At 63.3% G+C, this 15,600-nt stretch carries 23 protein-coding genes; 19 read left to right on the top strand and 4 right to left on the bottom strand.

Going from position 1 to position 15,600, the window contains the following annotated elements:
- The 11 genes from rplX (at position 1) to map (ending at position 6,627) form a co-directional block, all read left to right on the top strand.
- Entirely contained in the window at positions 1-363 is a 363-nt protein-coding gene (gene rplX / locus ACF07D_RS01545; RefSeq protein ID WP_119281519.1) for a 50S ribosomal protein L24, read from the top strand.
- Entirely contained in the window at positions 363-941 is a 579-nt protein-coding gene (rplE, locus tag ACF07D_RS01540) for a 50S ribosomal protein L5 (protein WP_119281518.1), read from the top strand. The genes rplX and rplE overlap by 1 nt, the downstream gene beginning before the upstream one ends.
- A 114-nt stretch (positions 942-1,055) precedes the next feature.
- Positions 1,056-1,454 (top strand): 30S ribosomal protein S8, encoded by a 399-nt coding sequence (gene rpsH / locus ACF07D_RS01535; protein ID WP_119281517.1) that lies wholly within the window; start codon positions 1,056-1,058, stop codon positions 1,452-1,454.
- A 6-nt stretch (positions 1,455-1,460) separates the two neighbouring features.
- Positions 1,461-1,997, top strand: coding sequence for a 50S ribosomal protein L6 (gene rplF, locus ACF07D_RS01530; protein WP_119281516.1), 537 nt, complete (start codon positions 1,461-1,463; stop codon positions 1,995-1,997).
- 2 nt (positions 1,998-1,999) lie between these two features.
- Positions 2,000-2,374: a 50S ribosomal protein L18 gene (gene rplR / locus ACF07D_RS01525; protein WP_119281515.1), complete on the top strand. Its 375-nt coding sequence runs from the start codon at positions 2,000-2,002 to the stop codon at positions 2,372-2,374.
- Complete coding sequence (gene rpsE, locus ACF07D_RS01520; RefSeq protein ID WP_119281514.1) at positions 2,371-3,081, top strand: 30S ribosomal protein S5; 711 nt, start codon at positions 2,371-2,373, stop codon at positions 3,079-3,081. The genes rplR and rpsE overlap by 4 nt, the downstream gene beginning before the upstream one ends.
- Positions 3,081-3,269, top strand: a complete 189-nt coding sequence (rpmD, locus tag ACF07D_RS01515) for a 50S ribosomal protein L30 (RefSeq protein WP_119281513.1) — start codon at positions 3,081-3,083, stop codon at positions 3,267-3,269. The genes rpsE and rpmD overlap by 1 nt, the downstream gene beginning before the upstream one ends.
- Entirely contained in the window at positions 3,266-3,727 is a 462-nt protein-coding gene (gene rplO / locus ACF07D_RS01510) for a 50S ribosomal protein L15 (protein WP_119281512.1), read from the top strand. The genes rpmD and rplO overlap by 4 nt, the downstream gene beginning before the upstream one ends.
- A gap of 154 nt (positions 3,728-3,881) precedes the next feature.
- The gene (secY, locus tag ACF07D_RS01505; RefSeq protein WP_119281511.1) at positions 3,882-5,207 is read left to right on the top strand and encodes a preprotein translocase subunit SecY; all 1,326 of its coding nucleotides are present in this window, start codon (positions 3,882-3,884) and stop codon (positions 5,205-5,207) included.
- Positions 5,204-5,782 carry an adenylate kinase gene (locus tag ACF07D_RS01500; RefSeq protein WP_119281510.1) on the top strand — a complete coding sequence of 193 codons (579 nt, stop codon included), beginning with the start codon at positions 5,204-5,206 and terminating at the stop codon, positions 5,780-5,782. The genes secY and ACF07D_RS01500 overlap by 4 nt, the downstream gene beginning before the upstream one ends.
- Before the next feature lie 2 nt (positions 5,783-5,784).
- Entirely contained in the window at positions 5,785-6,627 is an 843-nt protein-coding gene (gene map / locus ACF07D_RS01495; RefSeq protein WP_119281509.1) for a type I methionyl aminopeptidase, read from the top strand.
- A gap of 71 nt (positions 6,628-6,698) precedes the next feature.
- Here the strand turns inward: map and ACF07D_RS01490 are convergent, their stop codons facing one another.
- From ACF07D_RS01490 to ACF07D_RS01480, 3 genes are all read right to left on the bottom strand, one after another.
- Positions 6,699-7,568: a PaaX family transcriptional regulator gene (locus ACF07D_RS01490; RefSeq protein ID WP_391503632.1), complete on the bottom strand. Its 870-nt coding sequence runs from the start codon at positions 7,566-7,568 to the stop codon at positions 6,699-6,701.
- A complete protein-coding gene (locus ACF07D_RS01485) occupies positions 7,565-8,080 on the bottom strand; it encodes a hypothetical protein (RefSeq protein ID WP_391503631.1) in 516 nt (171 codons plus the stop codon). Before ACF07D_RS01485 ends, ACF07D_RS01490 begins: the two co-directional genes overlap by 4 nt.
- A 132-nt stretch (positions 8,081-8,212) precedes the next feature.
- A complete protein-coding gene (locus ACF07D_RS01480) occupies positions 8,213-8,779 on the bottom strand; it encodes a CGNR zinc finger domain-containing protein (RefSeq protein ID WP_391503630.1) in 567 nt (188 codons plus the stop codon).
- Between the two features lie 48 nt (positions 8,780-8,827).
- On the opposite strand from ACF07D_RS01480, the gene ACF07D_RS01475 reads away from it, so the two are divergent.
- Positions 8,828-10,333: an FAD-dependent monooxygenase gene (locus ACF07D_RS01475; protein ID WP_391503629.1), complete on the top strand. Its 1,506-nt coding sequence runs from the start codon at positions 8,828-8,830 to the stop codon at positions 10,331-10,333.
- Here the strand turns inward: ACF07D_RS01475 and soxR are convergent.
- Positions 10,330-10,809, bottom strand: a complete 480-nt coding sequence (gene soxR / locus ACF07D_RS01470) for a redox-sensitive transcriptional activator SoxR (RefSeq protein ID WP_391503628.1) — start codon at positions 10,807-10,809, stop codon at positions 10,330-10,332. The two genes, ACF07D_RS01475 and soxR, sit on opposite strands and share 4 nt — an antisense overlap.
- A gap of 46 nt (positions 10,810-10,855) precedes the next feature.
- On the opposite strand from soxR, the gene ACF07D_RS01465 reads away from it, so the two are divergent.
- From ACF07D_RS01465 to rplQ, 7 genes are all read left to right on the top strand, one after another.
- Positions 10,856-12,283: an MFS transporter gene (locus ACF07D_RS01465; RefSeq protein WP_391503627.1), complete on the top strand. Its 1,428-nt coding sequence runs from the start codon at positions 10,856-10,858 to the stop codon at positions 12,281-12,283.
- 170 nt (positions 12,284-12,453) lie between these two features.
- A complete protein-coding gene (infA, locus tag ACF07D_RS01460) occupies positions 12,454-12,675 on the top strand; it encodes a translation initiation factor IF-1 (protein ID WP_119281503.1) in 222 nt (73 codons plus the stop codon).
- Positions 12,676-12,755: 80 nt separating this feature from the next.
- Positions 12,756-12,872, top strand: a complete 117-nt coding sequence (rpmJ, locus tag ACF07D_RS01455; RefSeq protein ID WP_005050492.1) for a 50S ribosomal protein L36 — start codon at positions 12,756-12,758, stop codon at positions 12,870-12,872.
- A 152-nt stretch (positions 12,873-13,024) separates the two neighbouring features.
- Entirely contained in the window at positions 13,025-13,393 is a 369-nt protein-coding gene (rpsM, locus tag ACF07D_RS01450; protein WP_119281502.1) for a 30S ribosomal protein S13, read from the top strand.
- A gap of 47 nt (positions 13,394-13,440) precedes the next feature.
- Positions 13,441-13,839, top strand: a complete 399-nt coding sequence (rpsK, locus tag ACF07D_RS01445) for a 30S ribosomal protein S11 (protein ID WP_042544393.1) — start codon at positions 13,441-13,443, stop codon at positions 13,837-13,839.
- Positions 13,840-13,964: 125 nt separating this feature from the next.
- Positions 13,965-14,951, top strand: a complete 987-nt coding sequence (locus ACF07D_RS01440) for a DNA-directed RNA polymerase subunit alpha (protein WP_042544392.1) — start codon at positions 13,965-13,967, stop codon at positions 14,949-14,951.
- Between the two features lie 44 nt (positions 14,952-14,995).
- Positions 14,996-15,496 (top strand): 50S ribosomal protein L17, encoded by a 501-nt coding sequence (gene rplQ, locus ACF07D_RS01435; protein ID WP_255809361.1) that lies wholly within the window; start codon positions 14,996-14,998, stop codon positions 15,494-15,496.
- The last annotated feature ends 104 nt before the right edge of the window (positions 15,497-15,600 follow it).

Here is a 15,600-nt window from a genome sequence, read left to right as displayed (position 1 = left end):
ATGGCTGCAAAGATCAAGAAGGGTGACCTCGTCGAGGTCATCTCGGGACCGACCCAGGAGCGCGGTGGCTACCGTGGCAAGCAGGGTGTTGTTCTCGAGGTTCTCACTGAGACCGATCGTCTGATCGTCGAAGGTGTGAACTACGTCACCAAGCACGTTCGCGTCGGCCAGTCCGACCGCGGTACGAAGGAGGGTGGCATCGAGACCGTAGAGGCTCCCATTCACGTATCGAACGTTGCTGTCGTTGACCCCTCGACGAAGAAGCCGACTCGTGTTGGCTTCCGCGTCGAGGAGACCACGAAGGACGGCAAGAAGAAGACGGTTCGCGTGCGTTACGCGAAGTCGTCCGGGAAGGACCTCTAATGTCTGAAGCTGCTGTGGCGGCTGGCAAAATCCAGCCTCGCTTGAAGCAGAAGTACCGCGGCGAAATCGTCCCGGCACTCCGCGAAGAGTTCTCCTACGCAAACGTCATGCAGGTTCCCGGTCTCGTAAAGATCGTTGTGAACACCGGCGTTGGCGAGGCGGCTCGTGACAGCAAGGTGATCGAGGGCGCAGTTGCTGACCTCGTGAAGATCACCGGCCAGAAGCCCAAGGTCACCCTGGCCCGCAAGTCCATCGCGCAGTTCAAGCTGCGTGAGGGTCAGGCCATCGGTGCGCACGTCACGCTTCGTGGCGATCGTGCCTGGGAGTTCCTTGATCGCCTCGTGAACCTCGCACTGCCCCGTATCCGCGATTTCCGCGGACTTTCGGACAAGCAGTTTGACGGTGCTGGCAACTACACGTTCGGTTTGACCGAGCAGAGTGTGTTCCACGAGATCGATCAGGATAAGATTGACCGCGTGCGTGGTTTTGACATCACCATTGTCACCACCGCAAAGACTGACGACGAGGGTCGTGCGCTGCTCAAGGCGCTCGGCTTCCCGTTCAAGGCCGACAACTAAATAGTCCAAGCGGATAGGGTGCCCGGGGCCTTCCCGGGCACCCCGTTCGCGTGTCACCCAGGTCGCGACCCGTGTAACGGGTCGTGAAACCAGGCGAGAAAGAAAGAGTCAATCATGACGATGACTGATCCGGTAGCAGACATGCTTACCCGGTTGCGCAACGCAAATAGCGCACATCATGACGACGTTTCGCTTCCCGGCTCAAAGCTGAAGGAGCGGATCGCCGAGATCCTCAAGCGTGAGGGTTACATCAGCGACTGGAAGGTCGAGGCGGCACGCGTCGGCACGACCCTCACCATGACGCTGAAGTACGGACCGAACCGCGAGGCTTCGATCGAGGGCCTCAAGCGCGTCTCGAAGCCGGGCCTCCGCGTGTACGCGGGCGCTGCTGAGATTCCGAGCGTGCTCGGTGGCCTCGGTATTGCGATCCTGTCCACCTCTTCGGGGCTCCTCACGGACCGCGAGGCCGAGCAGAAGGGCGTGGGCGGCGAAGTGCTGGCCTACGTGTGGTAAGCCGTCATGTCACGTATTGGAAAGCTTCCCATCGCCATCCCCGGCGGTGTAGATGTCAAGATCGATGGCCAGCAGGTCACGGTCAAGGGTTCGAAGGGTGAGCTGTCGCTCACCGTTGCAGAGCCCATTCGCGTCGCAGTTGAGGACGGCCAGATCCTGGTCACTCGTCCCAACGACGAGCGCGAGTCCCGAGCGCTGCACGGCCTGAGCCGTACGCTCATCAACAACAACATCATTGGTGTGACTGAGGGCTACGCAAAGCAGCTCGAGGTTGTTGGCACCGGCTACCGCGTGCAGCAGAAGGGTGCGGACCTCGAGCTCGCACTCGGCTTCTCGCACCCTGTGTCGTTCACCGCTCCTGAGGGCATCACGCTCGTCGTTGAGGGCGCCAACAAGATCACCGTCAGCGGCATCTCCAAGCAGGCAGTCGGTGAGGCCGCAGCGAACATTCGCAAGCTGAAGAAGCCGGAGCCCTACAAGGGCAAGGGCATTCGTTACGCTGACGAGGTTGTTCGTCGCAAGGCTGGAAAGGCTGGTAAGTAACCATGGCCGCTAACATCACCCGTGCAAAGGGTCGTTCGGCTGCGCGCGTTCGCCGCCACGCCCGCCTGCGCAAGAAGATTGTCGGCACCGAACTGCGTCCCCGTCTCTCGGTGACCCGCTCGTCGCGCCACGTATTCGTGCAGATCATTGACGACTCCAAGGGCCACACCGTGGCTTCGGCGTCGACGATGGAAGCAGATCTCCGTGCATTCGACGGCGACAAGACCGCTAAGGCCCGCAAGGTCGGCGAGCTCGTCGCAGAGCGTGCAAAGGCTGCTGGCGTCGAGGCTGTTGTCTTCGACCGTGGCGGTAGCAAGTACGCAGGCCGTGTCGCTGCGATCGCCGAGGGCGCTCGCGAGGGAGGTCTGACACTGTGAGCAACGAAACGAAGGAGCAGGAAGTGACTGCTGAGGCTCAGACAGAGGCTCCGGCCGCTGAGGCGCAGAACAGCGATCACCGCAACGAGCCCCGTGAGCAGCGTCGCGGAAGCCGCGACCGCGGCACCCGTGGCGAGCGTGGTGGCCGTGGCGAGCGCGCCGAGAGCCAGTTCCTCGAGCGCGTCGTAACCATCAACCGCGTGTCGAAGGTCGTCAAGGGCGGCCGTCGCTTCAGCTTCACCGCGCTTGTCGTGGTAGGCGATGGCAACGGCACCGTCGGCGTCGGCTACGGGAAGGCGAAGGAAGTTCCCCTCGCAATCTCGAAGGGCGTTGAAGAGGCGAAGAAGAACTTCTTCCGCGTGCCGCGCGTCGGCAGCACGATCCCGCACCCGGTGCAGGGCGAGGCCGCTGCTGGCGTCGTTCTCCTCCGTCCGGCAGCAGCTGGTACCGGTGTTATCGCCGGTGGCCCGGTTCGCGCCGTACTCGAGTGCGCTGGAATCCACGACGTGCTGAGCAAGTCGCTCGGTTCGTCGAACACCCTGAACATCGTGCATGCGACCGTTGAGGCGCTGCGTCAGCTCGAGGAGCCCCGCTCCGTTGCAGCTCGTCGTGGTCTCGACTTCGACCGCGTCGCTCCGGCCCGCCTCGTGCGTGCTGAGGCGAAGGCTGCGGCCGACGCTGCCGCTAAGGCAAAGGCAGGTGCGTAATGGCTAAGAGCCTGAAGATTACGCAGACGAAGTCCGTGATCAGTGAGAAGCAGAACCAGCGCGACACGCTCCGCAGCCTCGGTCTCCGCAAGATCGGCCAGACGGTCGTTCGCGAGGACACCCAGGCGAACCGCGGTTACGTGCGTGCGGTTGCTCACCTGGTCCAGGTTGAGGAGATCGACGAATGAGCGAGAACAACGAAGAGCGCGGCGCCGTGCTGAAGGCACACCACCTTCGCCCGGCTGCTGGTTCGAAGACTGCTAAGACCCGCGTTGGTCGTGGCGAGGCGTCCAAGGGTAAGACCGCTGGTCGCGGTACCAAGGGCACCAAGGCGCGCTACCAGGTCAAGGCAGGCTTCGAGGGTGGCCAGATGCCACTGCACATGCGTACCCCGAAGCTGCGCGGGTTCAAGAACCCGTTCCGCACCGAGTACCAGGTTGTGAACGTCGCCAAGCTCGAGGAGCTGTACCCGAACGGTGGCGAGGTCACGATCGAGGATCTCGTTGCAAAGGGTGCCGTGCGCAAGAACCAGCCCGTCAAGGTGCTGGGCAACGGTGACCTGAAGGTCAAGCTCTCCGTTCAGGTCGACAAGGTCTCCGGCTCTGCAGCCGAGAAGATTGTCGCCGCTGGCGGTGAAGTGAAGTAACATTCGAGTTTTACTCGAGTGAATAAGGGGGTGTTGGGGAGCCCGTTTGGCTCCCCAACACCCCCTTTTCGTTCACCAGCACGCACCGCACGTGTAGGCTGGTCTAGTTGCTCCTCGCAGGCAAAGGCCCGCGAACTATCCAGGAGGCTAAGTTTTGTTCAGCGCCATTGGACGGATCTTCCGTACACCCGACCTCCGTCGGAAGATCGTTTTTACGCTCGGAATCGTCGCACTGTTCCGGCTCGGTTCGTTTATCCCTACGCCGTTTGTTGACTTCAACAACGTCCAGGCCTGCCTTGCCTCGAACAAGGGTGACGGCACCGCCGGTCTCTACGACATGGTCAACCTCTTTAGCGGCGGCGCACTCCTGCAGCTTTCGATCTTCGCGCTCGGCATCATGCCGTACATTACTGCGTCGATCATCACCCAGCTTCTGCGCGTGGTTATCCCGCACTTCGAGACCCTCCACAAGGAGGGCCAGGCTGGCCAGGCGAAGCTCACGCAGTACACCCGTTACCTGACGATCGCGCTCGCAGTGCTGCAGTCGACGACGCTCATCACCGTCGCGCGTTCAGGCCAGCTCTTCGGCTCGGCTGTGAACCAGGCCTGCCAGAACCTTGTCGCGCAGGAGTGGTGGGCGATCCTCATCATGATCATCACGATGACCGCCGGTACCGGCCTCATTATGTGGTTCGGTGAGCTCATCACCGAGCGTGGCGTCGGCAATGGCATGTCGCTTCTCATCTTCACCTCGATCGCTGCGAGCTTCCCGGGCGCCCTCTGGGTCATCAAGGAGCAGCGTGGCTGGGAGGTCTTCTTCTTTGTCATTCTCGTCGGCATGCTGGTCATTGGCGCTGTCGTGTTCGTCGAGCAGTCCCAGCGCCGTATCCCGGTGCAGTACGCGAAGCGCGTTGTTGGACGTCGCACCTACGGCGGTTCCAGCACGTACATTCCGATCAAGGTGAATATGGCTGGCGTGATCCCAGTCATCTTCGCCTCGGCGATCCTGTATCTCCCGATGCTGATTGCTCAGTTCAATCAGCCGAAGGCGGGCGAGGAGCCCGCCGCGTGGATCGTGTGGGTCCAGAACAACCTCGTGTACGGCGATCAGCCGCTGTACATGCTCGTGTTCTTCCTGCTCGTCATTGGGTTTACGTTCTTCTACGTCCAGATCACCTTCAATCCTGAAGAGGTCGCGGACAACATGAAGAAGTACTCGGGCTTTATCCCCGGCATTCGTGCGGGCCGCCCGACGGCTGAGTACCTGAACTACGTGCTTACGCGCATCACCAGCGCTGGCTCGCTCTACCTCGGCATCATTGCGCTGCTTCCGCTCGTGGCGCTTTCGTTCTTCGGCGCAAACCAGAACTTCCCGTTCGGTGGCGCGTCGATCCTCATTATCGTTGGCGTGGGTCTCGAGACCGTCAAGCAGATTGACGCTCAGCTCCAGCAGCGCCACTACGAAGGACTTCTCAAGTGACAGTAACTCGACTTCTCATCATTGGCCCTCCTGGCGCGGGCAAAGGCACCCAGGCTTCGAAGATCGCCGAATCGTATGGCGTTCCCGCGATCTCCACTGGAGACATTTTTCGCGCGAACATCAAGGGCGGCACGGAGCTCGGTCAGCGTGTGCAGGCGATCATTGAGTCGGGCGAGCTCGTTCCAGACTCGCTGACGAACGAGATCGTTCAGGATCGCCTCCAGCAGGAGGACGCTGTAGGCGGATTCCTGCTCGATGGCTACCCGAGAAATGTTGAGCAGGTTGAGGCTCTTGACGGGATGCTTGAGGGCGACGCGCTTGACGCGGTTGTGCTCCTTGAAGCCGATACTGACGAGGTCGTCGCGCGTCTCTTGAAGCGCGCCGAGATCGAGGGTCGTGCAGACGACACTGAAGAGGTCATCCGCCACCGCCAGGATGTGTACGCGCAGCAGACTGCTCCGCTTATCGAGCTCTTCACTGAGCGCGGCATTCTTGTGAGCGTTGACGGGCTTGGGGGCATCGACGAGGTCGCCGAGCGCATTGCCGTCGCCCTCAGCGAGAGGTTGGGCCGCTAGGAATGTCGCGTCGCGGGTTCCTCCGCCGTTCGATCTATAAGTCGCCGGCGCAGCTCCGGCTCATGATTGAGCCGGGTTTGGCTGCTGTTGACGCGCTCGCTGCGATGCGAGCTGCGGTGAAGCCGGGGATCACCACGCTCGAGCTTGACGCGATCGCGGAGGACGCGATTCGCGCGAGGGGTGGCGAGCCGAACTTCATGCTCGAGCCTGGCTACAGGCACACGATCTGTGCGAACGTGAATGCCGACGTTGTCCATGCAATTCCGACTGACAGGCCGCTTGCTCCGGGCGACATTGTGTCGCTCGACGTGGGCGCCGTTATCGGGGGCTGGCACAGCGACGCCGCATTCACTGCCGTGATTCCGGACCCGTCGAGGCCTGAGCTCACCGAAGCGAACGAAAAGCTCTCGCATGTGACCGAGCAGGCCATGTGGCAGGGGATCGCGCGTCTCGCGCGTGCGACGCACCTGAACGAGGTCGGCGATGCGGTTGAGCGCTACGTTCGTAAGCACAGTGACTTCGGCGTGCTTGAAGATTACATTGGTCACGGAATTGGCCGGAGCATGCACGAGGACCCGCCGGTGTTCAACGTTGCGGTGCCGAAGCGGGGCCCCGAGGTAAAGCCTGGTCTTGTTGTCGCCATCGAGCCGATTATTTCGGCTGGCACGATCGACACTGTTGTTCAGGACGATGACTGGACAGTGTCGATTGCTGACGGTGCTATGAGTGCCCAGTGGGAGCACTCTGTTGCCGTGCATGAGGGCGGAATCTGGGTCCTGACGGCTGATGACGGTGGCGCCGCTGGTCTCGCCCAGTTCGGGATCACGCCCGCGCCGATCGCCTAGTTCACGCAGGTCTCTACAGCAGAGCGCCGCTACCAACGGGTAGCGGCGCTCTGCTGTATTGGGGGACTTAGCTAGCTGAACATCGGGAGCGTGGGCCACGCCTGCTCGAGCGTTTCCCACTCCGCCATGAACGCACCGCGAAGGCGCTTCGGCTCCCAATCGGCTTGGCGAAGCTCACCGGGCAGGAGCGGATCCACTGCGAGTGCCTGATCAAGCCCCTCTGCGAGCTGCAGCGCTCGCGCGCTTGCGGCGATCTCATCGAGGCTGCCGTTCGCTGGCGACGCGAGTACGGCGGCCAGTGGTGCATAAGCGGCTATCGTCGTCTCGGCGGGCCACAGGCCCTCCGCGATGTCTTGGTGGGTGCTAAATCCAGGAAGGGTGAGGTCGGTCGAGGTTGCCCGAACGAGCCATCTTTCGATTGTGGTTGGCGAGAGCGTTGCCGCGAGCTCATCTCCGAGCTCGTGTGGGCTGGCATACATTCCAGCACCGATCGGTGCGGCGCCGAGCCAGACCAGTGCGTTTCGGAGTGCATCGCGTTCCGCGCGTGAACGTTCGGGGATGGAGAAGGCGTACAGGCGCCATTTTTCGTCCCAGACGACGCTTCCCGCGTCCTGCGCGAATGCGAAGTCGACGAGCGCCCGTTCCCGACGCGTCCGTGCACGCGCGTCGGGGGTGCGTTCGATGCGGCCGGCGCGGCCGCGGCCTATCTGCGTGAGCTCGCCGGCGGCCTGCATGCGGCGCAGCGCGAGCCGCACGGTCTGCTCGGCGATGCCGAGCGCGAGGCCGACATCGTAGACCGCTGCAAGCTGCGCTTCACCCGCTGCGCTAAAGGAGCCGTCGATGAGCGTGCGCGCGGATACTGTGACGGTGGGAGACGCGACAGTGGGAGACGCGACAGTGGGCGAGGGGCTCGGCGCAGTGGCGCTTACGCTTGAAATCACTGCGCAGCCACCCGCGAGCCGCGGTCGATTGACTCCCAGGGGTAGCCGTGGCGGGTGAACGCCGCGGCGATTGCCGCCTTGCCGCCCTCGACATCGTCGTGAAACAGGATCCGGCCTTCGCGGGACTCGATCCGCACCTTGCCGCCTTTCGCGTAGACGCCCCCAACGTTCCTGCGCTCGATGACTCTTGTGTCGTCACCCTCAGTCACCTGAATTGACTGGTTGGTGATGACAAGTTGGGCTGCCTCGTGGGTGATGTAGAACGCAAAGGCGAGGCCAATGACGCCGAGGACGGCGGGCCTGCCGGCCACCATGAACGGGGAATCGATTGAGCCGAGCGCCTGAAGCGCGTTGATGTAAGGGATTGGCCACGAGGCAGCGTGCTGAAGGATCCAGGGGAGTGCGAGGCCAAGGGCGACGCCTGCCGCGCCGCGCACCGCCCAGATGAGTGCCTTCGTGCCTGTCGTCATCTTGAGCGTTGTCGCCTCGGCGCTTTCACCGGTCGCATTCATTCGAGCTCCCAACTATCTGTCCTGCAACGATCGTAGCAGTTCCGATAGAAATCGCCCTGTAGGGTCGATGGAGCCATGCAGAGTGGCTTGGGCGCAGTCCGCCTGCAGAGGGAGTCGTCAGTGTGTCCGCGCTCACTCCGTGGCGGTGGTGTCGCCGGCGTCGGCGACCGCTCCCGATTTGCGATGGAGAGCAACTCTGGTTCGGGTGGCGCACGTCGTGCTGCAGAATCGCTGCGCCGCGCGTCGTCCCTCGTCGATGAACGCCCGATCGCATCCAGTGGCCTCGCACAGGCCCCAGGCGCATCGGCCACGCTCCGAGAGCCAGGTCGCGAGCACAAAGGCCCCGACGCGAGTGAGGGCTGTGGCAGCCGTGGATGTGTCGGTGAGGCTTGGCCGAAGCGCCCATCGGCCGTCAGGAAGTTCGGCCAGTTCTGGTTGCGTCGAGCACTCAGCGAGGAGTTGGTTGAGTTTGGCTGCGGCCTGGCCTGGATCCTGGATCGCAAAGATGCTTCGCAGCGCGTGCACCGCCGCGTGAACGTGCTCTTGCTGGGTTGCGAGTTCGCTGAGTAGCGGGTCGCCGTGGGCCTCGGTCAGCGCGCTCCAGGAGGATGAAGGCTTGGGGGCGTTGATGGCGTCAACGACGAAGCGGAGGCCCAGGGGACGTGCGGGGTCTTGGCGTTGGGTCTGGCGAGGCTGCATGCACCTAGTGTAACGTCTAATCTGAAGTTAGGCGTTACGGAGGTAGCTTTGCAAGAGAACACGACGCGGCGAGAAGTCATCATCGTTGGTGCGGGTCCGGTTGGCCTGACGCTCGCGGCGCTGCTCGGTCAGCGGGGCGTCGACGTGCTTGTGGTCGAGGCGCACCCGGGGTTGTCTCGGCACCCGAAGGCTCGAGGCGTCTCCGCGAGCTCAATGGAGACCTACCGTGGGTTGGGCATCGAGGGTGCCGTGCGGGCGGCATCGCTCCCAGCCGAGCACGTGCGCTTTTTTCGGGGGAAGAGCCTCATTGACCCAGTAGCAGAGCTGACTGCAGGGGCCTCGGGTCCCACCGGGTCCTCGGTGAATACGCCCTCACCAGGTGCGCTGTGCTCGCAAGACCGCCTCGAACCGGTGCTCGCCGAGGCGGTGCGGGAGGCCGGTGCCGATCTGATGCTCGGGGCTCGGGTTGTTGATCTCGCCGAAGACGAGCGCGGTGTCACTGTCACTATCGATGGTGTCGCTGGGCGCAGTGAACTCCGCGCCGACTGGGTCGTCGGGTGCGATGGGGCGCGCAGTATCGTCCGAGAGCGGGCGGGTATCGCGCTTCAAGGTGAGCAGGATCTCGGCCGCTATCTTTCCGTCCGCTTCCGCGCGCCGCTCGGGAAGGTTGTGCAAGGACGCGAGGCGACCTCCTACTTCATCTCGGGAGGAAAAGGGGGGTTTCTCGCGGTTGACAACGATACCGAGTGGATATATCAGTATCCGATTTCGGTCGGCGAAGAGTCCGACGCCCTCAGGCACGACCTGCCGCGGCTTGTGGAGCTCGTGCGCGACGCAGCAGGCATATCGGACCTCCCAGTTGAGGTCACCGACACAATGGTCTGGCGCATGGACGCCTGCGTTGCTGACTCATTCCGCGCGGGACGGCTCCTGCTCGCTGGCGACTCTGCGCATCAGACCCCACCAACGGGCGGACACGGCATGAATGTCGGAATCGCTGACGCTCAGGCACTTGCGTGGCAGCTAATAGCCGTGATCCGGGGCGAGGCAGAGGCCTCCCTCCTCGACAGCTATACGGCGCAGCGCCGGCCCGTCGCGGTCGCGGTTGTTGATCGTTCACTCGGCAACGCGGGCCGGGCGTATGGCATCGAGGACGAGTTGCTCTTAGGGAGTGGCTACGCGCCGGCGCAGGCGCTGCCCGAAGGCCCATATGCGCCCGCTGCGCTGCCGGGACGACGGCTGCCACACGCGGAACTCGATGGTGGCGGCTCGGTGCTCGACGCCGAATGGGGGCGCACGCGACTTCTCGTGGCGGGCAGCGCTGAGCGTTGGGCCGAATGGAAAAGTTCGGTCCCTGCCGGACCGAACGTCGACCTGGCGGTTGTCTCGCTAACGGAGGGGGAGTGGGCCTCGGCGGCGCTCCTGAACCGCGCCCAGCTCGCGCCCGGCGAGGCCCTCTTCGTGAGGCCCGACGGGGTGATCGCCGCGCGCGCGGCGTCTGGCGAGCCGACCAGTTGGCTGGACGAGGCTGTCGCCGCGATGCTCGGCGGCTAGCCCGTCGCGGTGGAACCGCCTTCCGCTACTTCCTCGAGCCGCACGGGGCCCGAGCCCTGCTCCGCGAGTACGTCGCCGGGGTTGAGCGCGTTGCAGTTGCTGAGTGAGAGACAGCCGCACCCGATGCATGCCGCAAGCTCCTGCTGCAATGCCTCAAGCCGCCGCCTGCGCTCGTCGAGCAGGGCGGACCAGCGCGCAGAGATCCGTGTCCAGTCGCGCTTGCTTGGCATTCTGTCTGCTGGCAGTGACTCAAACACGACGGTGACCTCTGTGAGCGGAATCCCTAGACGCTTCGCGTAGCCGATGATCGAGAGCCGGCGCAGCGTGTGGCGGGGGTAGCGTCGCTGGTTTCCGGCAGTGCGCACGGATGAGATGAGCCCCTCCTGCTCGTAGAAACGGATCGCGGAGGTCGCGATTCCGGCTCGGGCGGCGACCTCGCCGATCGTCAGGTTGTCTGTCGGAGTCTTGCGTTCCATGATGCCCCTTGACTTCAAGTTAACTTGAACTTCTAGGCTAACCCGCGTGACTGAAAATGCAACGAACAAGACCGAAGGCGCGGGCAACGCATTCGAAGGTGGGGGAGATAGCCGCCTCTTCTCAGCAGCCTACGTTGTGCAAGCATCGATCCTCGCGGGCGGGACCGTGCTGTACGCCATGAACCTCTACTTCACCGCGGCGCTCCTACCCTCAATCGTCAGTGACATAGGCGGGGAGGCGCTATTCGCCTGGGTCGCGACGGGGTTCCTCATCGCCGCGGTGATCGCCTCGACGCTTGTCGCGGGCACCATCGCCGCGCTAGGCGCGAAAGGAGCATACCTCGTCGGATTCTCAGGCTTCGCGCTCGGGTCAGCCGCCGCAGCTGTGAGCGGCACAATGGAACTGTTCGTTGCGAGCCGCATCCTTCAAGGCGTCGGCGGTGGGCTGCTTGCCGGGCTCGGCTACGCAGTCATCAGGTCGGCGCTGCCACGCGCTCTCTGGCTGAAGGCCGCGGCCCTCGTCTCGGCAATGTGGGGTGTTGGGGCGCTTGTCGGGCCGAGCCTGGGTGGCGTTTTTGGGGAGCTCGGCGCGTGGCGGGCAGCCTACGCAGTGCTTGCCGGCGTCGCGATCCTGCTCGGCGTGCTCAGCATCCGGGCGCTCCCGGCTCGTGCTATCACTGATCGTGTGCCGGAGCCGCTTCCCTATGCGTCGCTCCTCGTGCTCGCCGGCGCAGCGGCGAGCCTCAGCGTCGCGCCTATGCTCCGCCCCGCGGGGCTCGATAGCCTGGCCATTGCTATCGGCGCGCTTCTGCTCGTGCTCTTTCTCGCAGTTGAGTCGCGTGCGCGTCACACTGTGCTCCCAAAGCTTGCGTTCGCTCGCGGAAACCAGCTGAAATGGGTCTACGTGCTTGTCGCGACGCTCTGCGCCGGGGTCATGATTGAGACATACGTGCCGCTGTTTGGGCAGCAGCTCGGCGGCCTGTCGCCGGTGTGGGCCGGGTTCCTCGGAGCCGCGCTCTCGCTCGGTTGGACAGGAATGCAGCTCGTGAGCGTGAAGTTTGGCCCGCGGCTCGCTCGCGCGGCAATGATCGGCGCACCGAGCTTGCTGGCGGTGTCAATGGCGGCGTTCGGTCTGCTGCAGGCGCCTGAATCTAGCCCTGGCAGGATCCTCGCCTGGGCGCTCGCGCTCGTGCTCGGTGGTGTCGCGATTGGCGCTGTGTTTCCACACCTCAGTGTGGGCGCGATGGGCGTAAGCGCCGACGCCGCGGAGGGAGAAAAGGCCGCCGCTGCGCTCAGCACAACCCAGCTGATCTCATACGCTCTCGTCTCAGCTCTCCTGGGAATCTTCGCCGCTGGGGCGCACGGAGACCTCGTTGTGGCTGCCGAGCGGATCTCGTTTGGTCTCGCCGCCATCGCTGGAATCGGTGTCATTCCCGGTCTCATGCTGATCCGCAGCGCCCGCAATGCGCGATGACAGGGACAGCGTAAGTCTCTGGATAGGGTGCACACACGATCGAGAGGTAGACATGCGGGGGAATCGGGGATATGATTACTCGTTGGTGCTTTGTGCCTGTTTTCGTGATCGCGAAAACCGGGGGGAAGCATTCGCAAGACCGGTGAATCAACACGAGCGACAGTGAGGCTATGGCGAAGAAAGACGGCGTCATCGAGATCGAGGGCCAGGTAGCTGAGGCGCTCCCGAACGCACAGTTCCGGGTAGAGCTTACAAACGGCCACAGGGTGCTCGCGCACATCTCGGGCAAAATGCGTCAGCACTACATCCGCATTCTCCCAGGAGACCGCGTGATTGTTGAGTTGACCCCGTACGATCTGACCCGCGGTCGCATCGTCTACCGTTACAAGTAGACCTGCGCACGTCCATCGGAAAGTAACGACTCGCGGCATCCCGCGAGTACGAGGACAGCGAACCCGCTAAAGGAAAAACAATGAAGGTCAACCCCAGCGTTAAGCCCATCTGCGATCACTGCAAGGTGATCCGCCGCCACGGCCGCGTCATGGTGATCTGCAAGAGCAACCCGCGTCACAAGCAGCGCCAGGGCTAACCAGCCCGCTGCAGCTCGCAGATCAAGTAAATCAAAATAGAAACAGCGCATCGAAGAACCCCACGGCTCACGCCAAGGGGGGACACCTTGGGTCGGAGGCCTAATCCCACGATGCGCACCACACCTCCACTAATCCGCAAGGAGAGCCAGACATGGCACGTATTGCAGGCGTAGACATCCCGCGCGAAAAGCGCGTAGAGATCGCGCTCACCTACATCTATGGCGTCGGCCGCACGAGCGCACTCAAGACGCTCGAGGCGACTGGCATCGACGGGAACACCCGTGTTCGCGACCTGAGCGACGACCAGCTCGTTCTGCTCCGCGACCACATCGAGGGCAACTTCAAGGTAGAGGGTGACCTCCGCCGTGAGGTTCAGGCCGACATCCGCCGCAAGGTTGAGATCGGCAGCTACCAGGGTATTCGCCACCGCCGGGGCATGCCTGTGCATGGTCAGCGCACCAAGACGAACGCTCGTACCCGCAAGGGCCCGAAGCGCACCGTCGCCGGTAAGAAGAAGTAACACCGGTTCACACCGACCATCACACATAGCTTTCAGGAGAATTCTCAATGGCTGCACCTAAGTCGGCTGCGCGCAAGCCGCGCCGCAAGGACAAGAAGAACATCGCCGTGGGCCACGCCCACATCAAGTCGACGTTCAACAACACGATCATCTCGATCACGGACACCACTGGTGCCGTGCTGACCTGGGCTTCCTCGGGTGGAGTTGGCTTCAAGGGTTCGCGTAAGTCGACCCCGTTCGCCGCTCAGCTCGCCGCAGAGTCCGTCGCCCGTAAGGCGCAGGAGCACGGCATGAAGAAGGTCGACGTCTTCGTGAAGGGCCCCGGATCGGGCCGCGAGACCGCGATCCGCTCGCTGCAGGCCGCAGGCCTCGAGGTTGGCTCAATTAACGACGTCACCCCGCAGACCCACAACGGCTGCCGCCCGCCGAAGCGTCGCCGCGTCTGAGCCTCACTGTCGCGCCGGCCTCGGTCGGCGCGACACCGGCTCTCCTCACACGAGATCCGGTACGTTCCCAACACCCTCTTTACCGCAGAGTCATATAGCGGACTCCAGCGAAAGGAACTAACACAGTGCTCATTGCACAGCGCCCCACTCTGACCGAAGATTCAATCTCCGAGTACCGCTCGCGCTTCACCATCGAGCCCCTCGAGCCTGGCTTCGGTTACACGCTTGGAAACTCGCTCCGTCGTACCCTGCTTTCCTCGATCCCCGGAGCCGCTGTGACAAGCGTTCGCTTCGAGGGCGTCGCTCACGAGTTCACGACGATCCCCGGTGTCACTGAAGACGTCACCGAGATCATCCTGAACATCAAGGGCCTCGTTGTTTCGAGCGAGCACGACGAGCCGATCACCGCGTACCTTCGCAAGACCGGGGCAGGCGAGGTTACCGCCGCTGACATCTCGGCGCCTGCTGGCGTTGAGGTGCACAACCCCGAGCTCGTCATTGCGACACTTGGCGACGACGCACAGTTCGAGCTTGAGCTCACCATCGAGCGCGGCCGTGGCTACGTTTCTGCAGCGCAGAACCGTAACGACGACGCAGAGGTAGGCCGTATTCCGGTCGACTCGATCTACTCGCCCGTGCTCAAGGTGACCTACCGTGTCGAGGCAACTCGTGCCGGCGAGCGCACTGACTTCGACCGCCTGGTGGTCGACGTCGAGTCGAAGCCAGCTATCAGCCCCCGCGACGCAATCGCGTCAGCAGGTTCGACGCTTGTCGAGCTGTTCGGGCTTGCACGCGAGCTGAACACTGCCGCTGAGGGCGTCGAGATCGGCCCCGCGCCGGTTGAGGTTGTCGCCGAGGGCGAGCTCTCGATTCCGATCGAGGATCTCGACCTTTCGGTTCGCAGCTACAACTGCCTCAAGCGTGAGGGCATCAACTCCGTGAGCGAACTCGTTGCGCTCTCGGAAGCCCAGCTCATGAACATTCGTAACTTCGGTCAGAAGTCCGTCTTTGAGGTGCGCGACAAGCTCGCCGAGATGGGTCTCTCGCTCAAGGACGCGGTTCCCGGTTTTGACGGAGCCAACTTCTACAGCTACGAGGACGACGTTAACTAACGATCCGGCTTCAACGCTGATCGAACACTTACAGGAGTACAACCATGCCTAAGCCCACCAAGGGCCCCCGCCTCGGAGGCGGACCCACTCACGAGCGCCTCATGCTCAACCAGATGGCTGCGCAGCTCTTCGAGCACAAGCGCATCCAGACCACCGAGACCAAGGCGAAGCGTCTGCAGCCCATCGCAGAGCGCCTCGTGACCTTCGCTAAGCGTGGAGATCTCCACGCTCGCCGTCGCGTCATGCGCCAGATCCTCGACAAGTCGGTTGTGCACGAGCTCTTCACCGAGATCGCACCGCTCGTCGAGAACCGCGAGGGTGGCTACACTCGCATCGTCAAGACCGGTTTCCGCAAGGGCGACAACGCTCCCCTCGCAGTGATCGAGCTCGTTCTCGAGCCCGTCCAGCCGAAGCCGAAGACGAAGAAGGCTGCTGCTCCGGCTGCAGAGGTCGTCGAGGAAGCACCCGAGGCTGTCGAAGAGGCAACTGAGGTTGTCGAGGAGGCCGCTGAGACCGAGGCTCCCGCCGAGGAGAAGGCCGAGTAAGGGATCACTCCCACTCGTCTGACGCAGAAACGCCCCGTGGCTTCGGCCCGGGGCGTTTCTGCGTGTCCGCAGGGCTCCAGCGAATGCGGAGCCGCGTGAGGGTT

It is taken from the genome of Leucobacter sp. NPDC015123 (genome assembly GCF_043080205.1).
GTDB classification, from domain to species: Bacteria; Actinomycetota; Actinomycetes; order Actinomycetales; family Microbacteriaceae; genus Leucobacter; species Leucobacter aridicollis_A.
Note: the sequence above shows the minus strand (reverse complement) of the source record. Positions and strands in the feature narration are given on the sequence as shown.

Excerpts from the sequence above, each read along its gene's own strand:
- rplX (WP_119281519.1), top strand. The coding sequence starts at position 1 with ATGGCTGCAAAGATCAAGAAGGGTGACCTCGTCGAGGTCATCTCGGGA.
- rplE (WP_119281518.1), top strand. The coding sequence starts at position 363 with ATGTCTGAAGCTGCTGTGGCGGCTGGCAAAATCCAGCCTCGCTTGAAG.
- rpsH (WP_119281517.1), top strand. The coding sequence starts at position 1,056 with ATGACGATGACTGATCCGGTAGCAGACATGCTTACCCGGTTGCGCAAC.
- rplF (WP_119281516.1), top strand. The coding sequence starts at position 1,461 with ATGTCACGTATTGGAAAGCTTCCCATCGCCATCCCCGGCGGTGTAGAT.
- rplR (WP_119281515.1), top strand. The coding sequence starts at position 2,000 with ATGGCCGCTAACATCACCCGTGCAAAGGGTCGTTCGGCTGCGCGCGTT.
- rpmD (WP_119281513.1), top strand. The coding sequence starts at position 3,081 with ATGGCTAAGAGCCTGAAGATTACGCAGACGAAGTCCGTGATCAGTGAG.
- rplO (WP_119281512.1), top strand. The coding sequence starts at position 3,266 with ATGAGCGAGAACAACGAAGAGCGCGGCGCCGTGCTGAAGGCACACCAC.
- map (WP_119281509.1), top strand. The coding sequence starts at position 5,785 with ATGTCGCGTCGCGGGTTCCTCCGCCGTTCGATCTATAAGTCGCCGGCG.
- ACF07D_RS01485 (WP_391503631.1), bottom strand. The coding sequence starts at position 8,080 with ATGAATGCGACCGGTGAAAGCGCCGAGGCGACAACGCTCAAGATGACG.
- ACF07D_RS01480 (WP_391503630.1), bottom strand. The coding sequence starts at position 8,779 with ATGCAGCCTCGCCAGACCCAACGCCAAGACCCCGCACGTCCCCTGGGC.
- soxR (WP_391503628.1), bottom strand. The coding sequence starts at position 10,809 with ATGGAACGCAAGACTCCGACAGACAACCTGACGATCGGCGAGGTCGCC.
- infA (WP_119281503.1), top strand. The coding sequence starts at position 12,454 with ATGGCGAAGAAAGACGGCGTCATCGAGATCGAGGGCCAGGTAGCTGAG.
- rpmJ (WP_005050492.1), top strand. The coding sequence starts at position 12,756 with ATGAAGGTCAACCCCAGCGTTAAGCCCATCTGCGATCACTGCAAGGTG.
- rpsM (WP_119281502.1), top strand. The coding sequence starts at position 13,025 with ATGGCACGTATTGCAGGCGTAGACATCCCGCGCGAAAAGCGCGTAGAG.
- rpsK (WP_042544393.1), top strand. The coding sequence starts at position 13,441 with ATGGCTGCACCTAAGTCGGCTGCGCGCAAGCCGCGCCGCAAGGACAAG.
- rplQ (WP_255809361.1), top strand. The coding sequence starts at position 14,996 with ATGCCTAAGCCCACCAAGGGCCCCCGCCTCGGAGGCGGACCCACTCAC.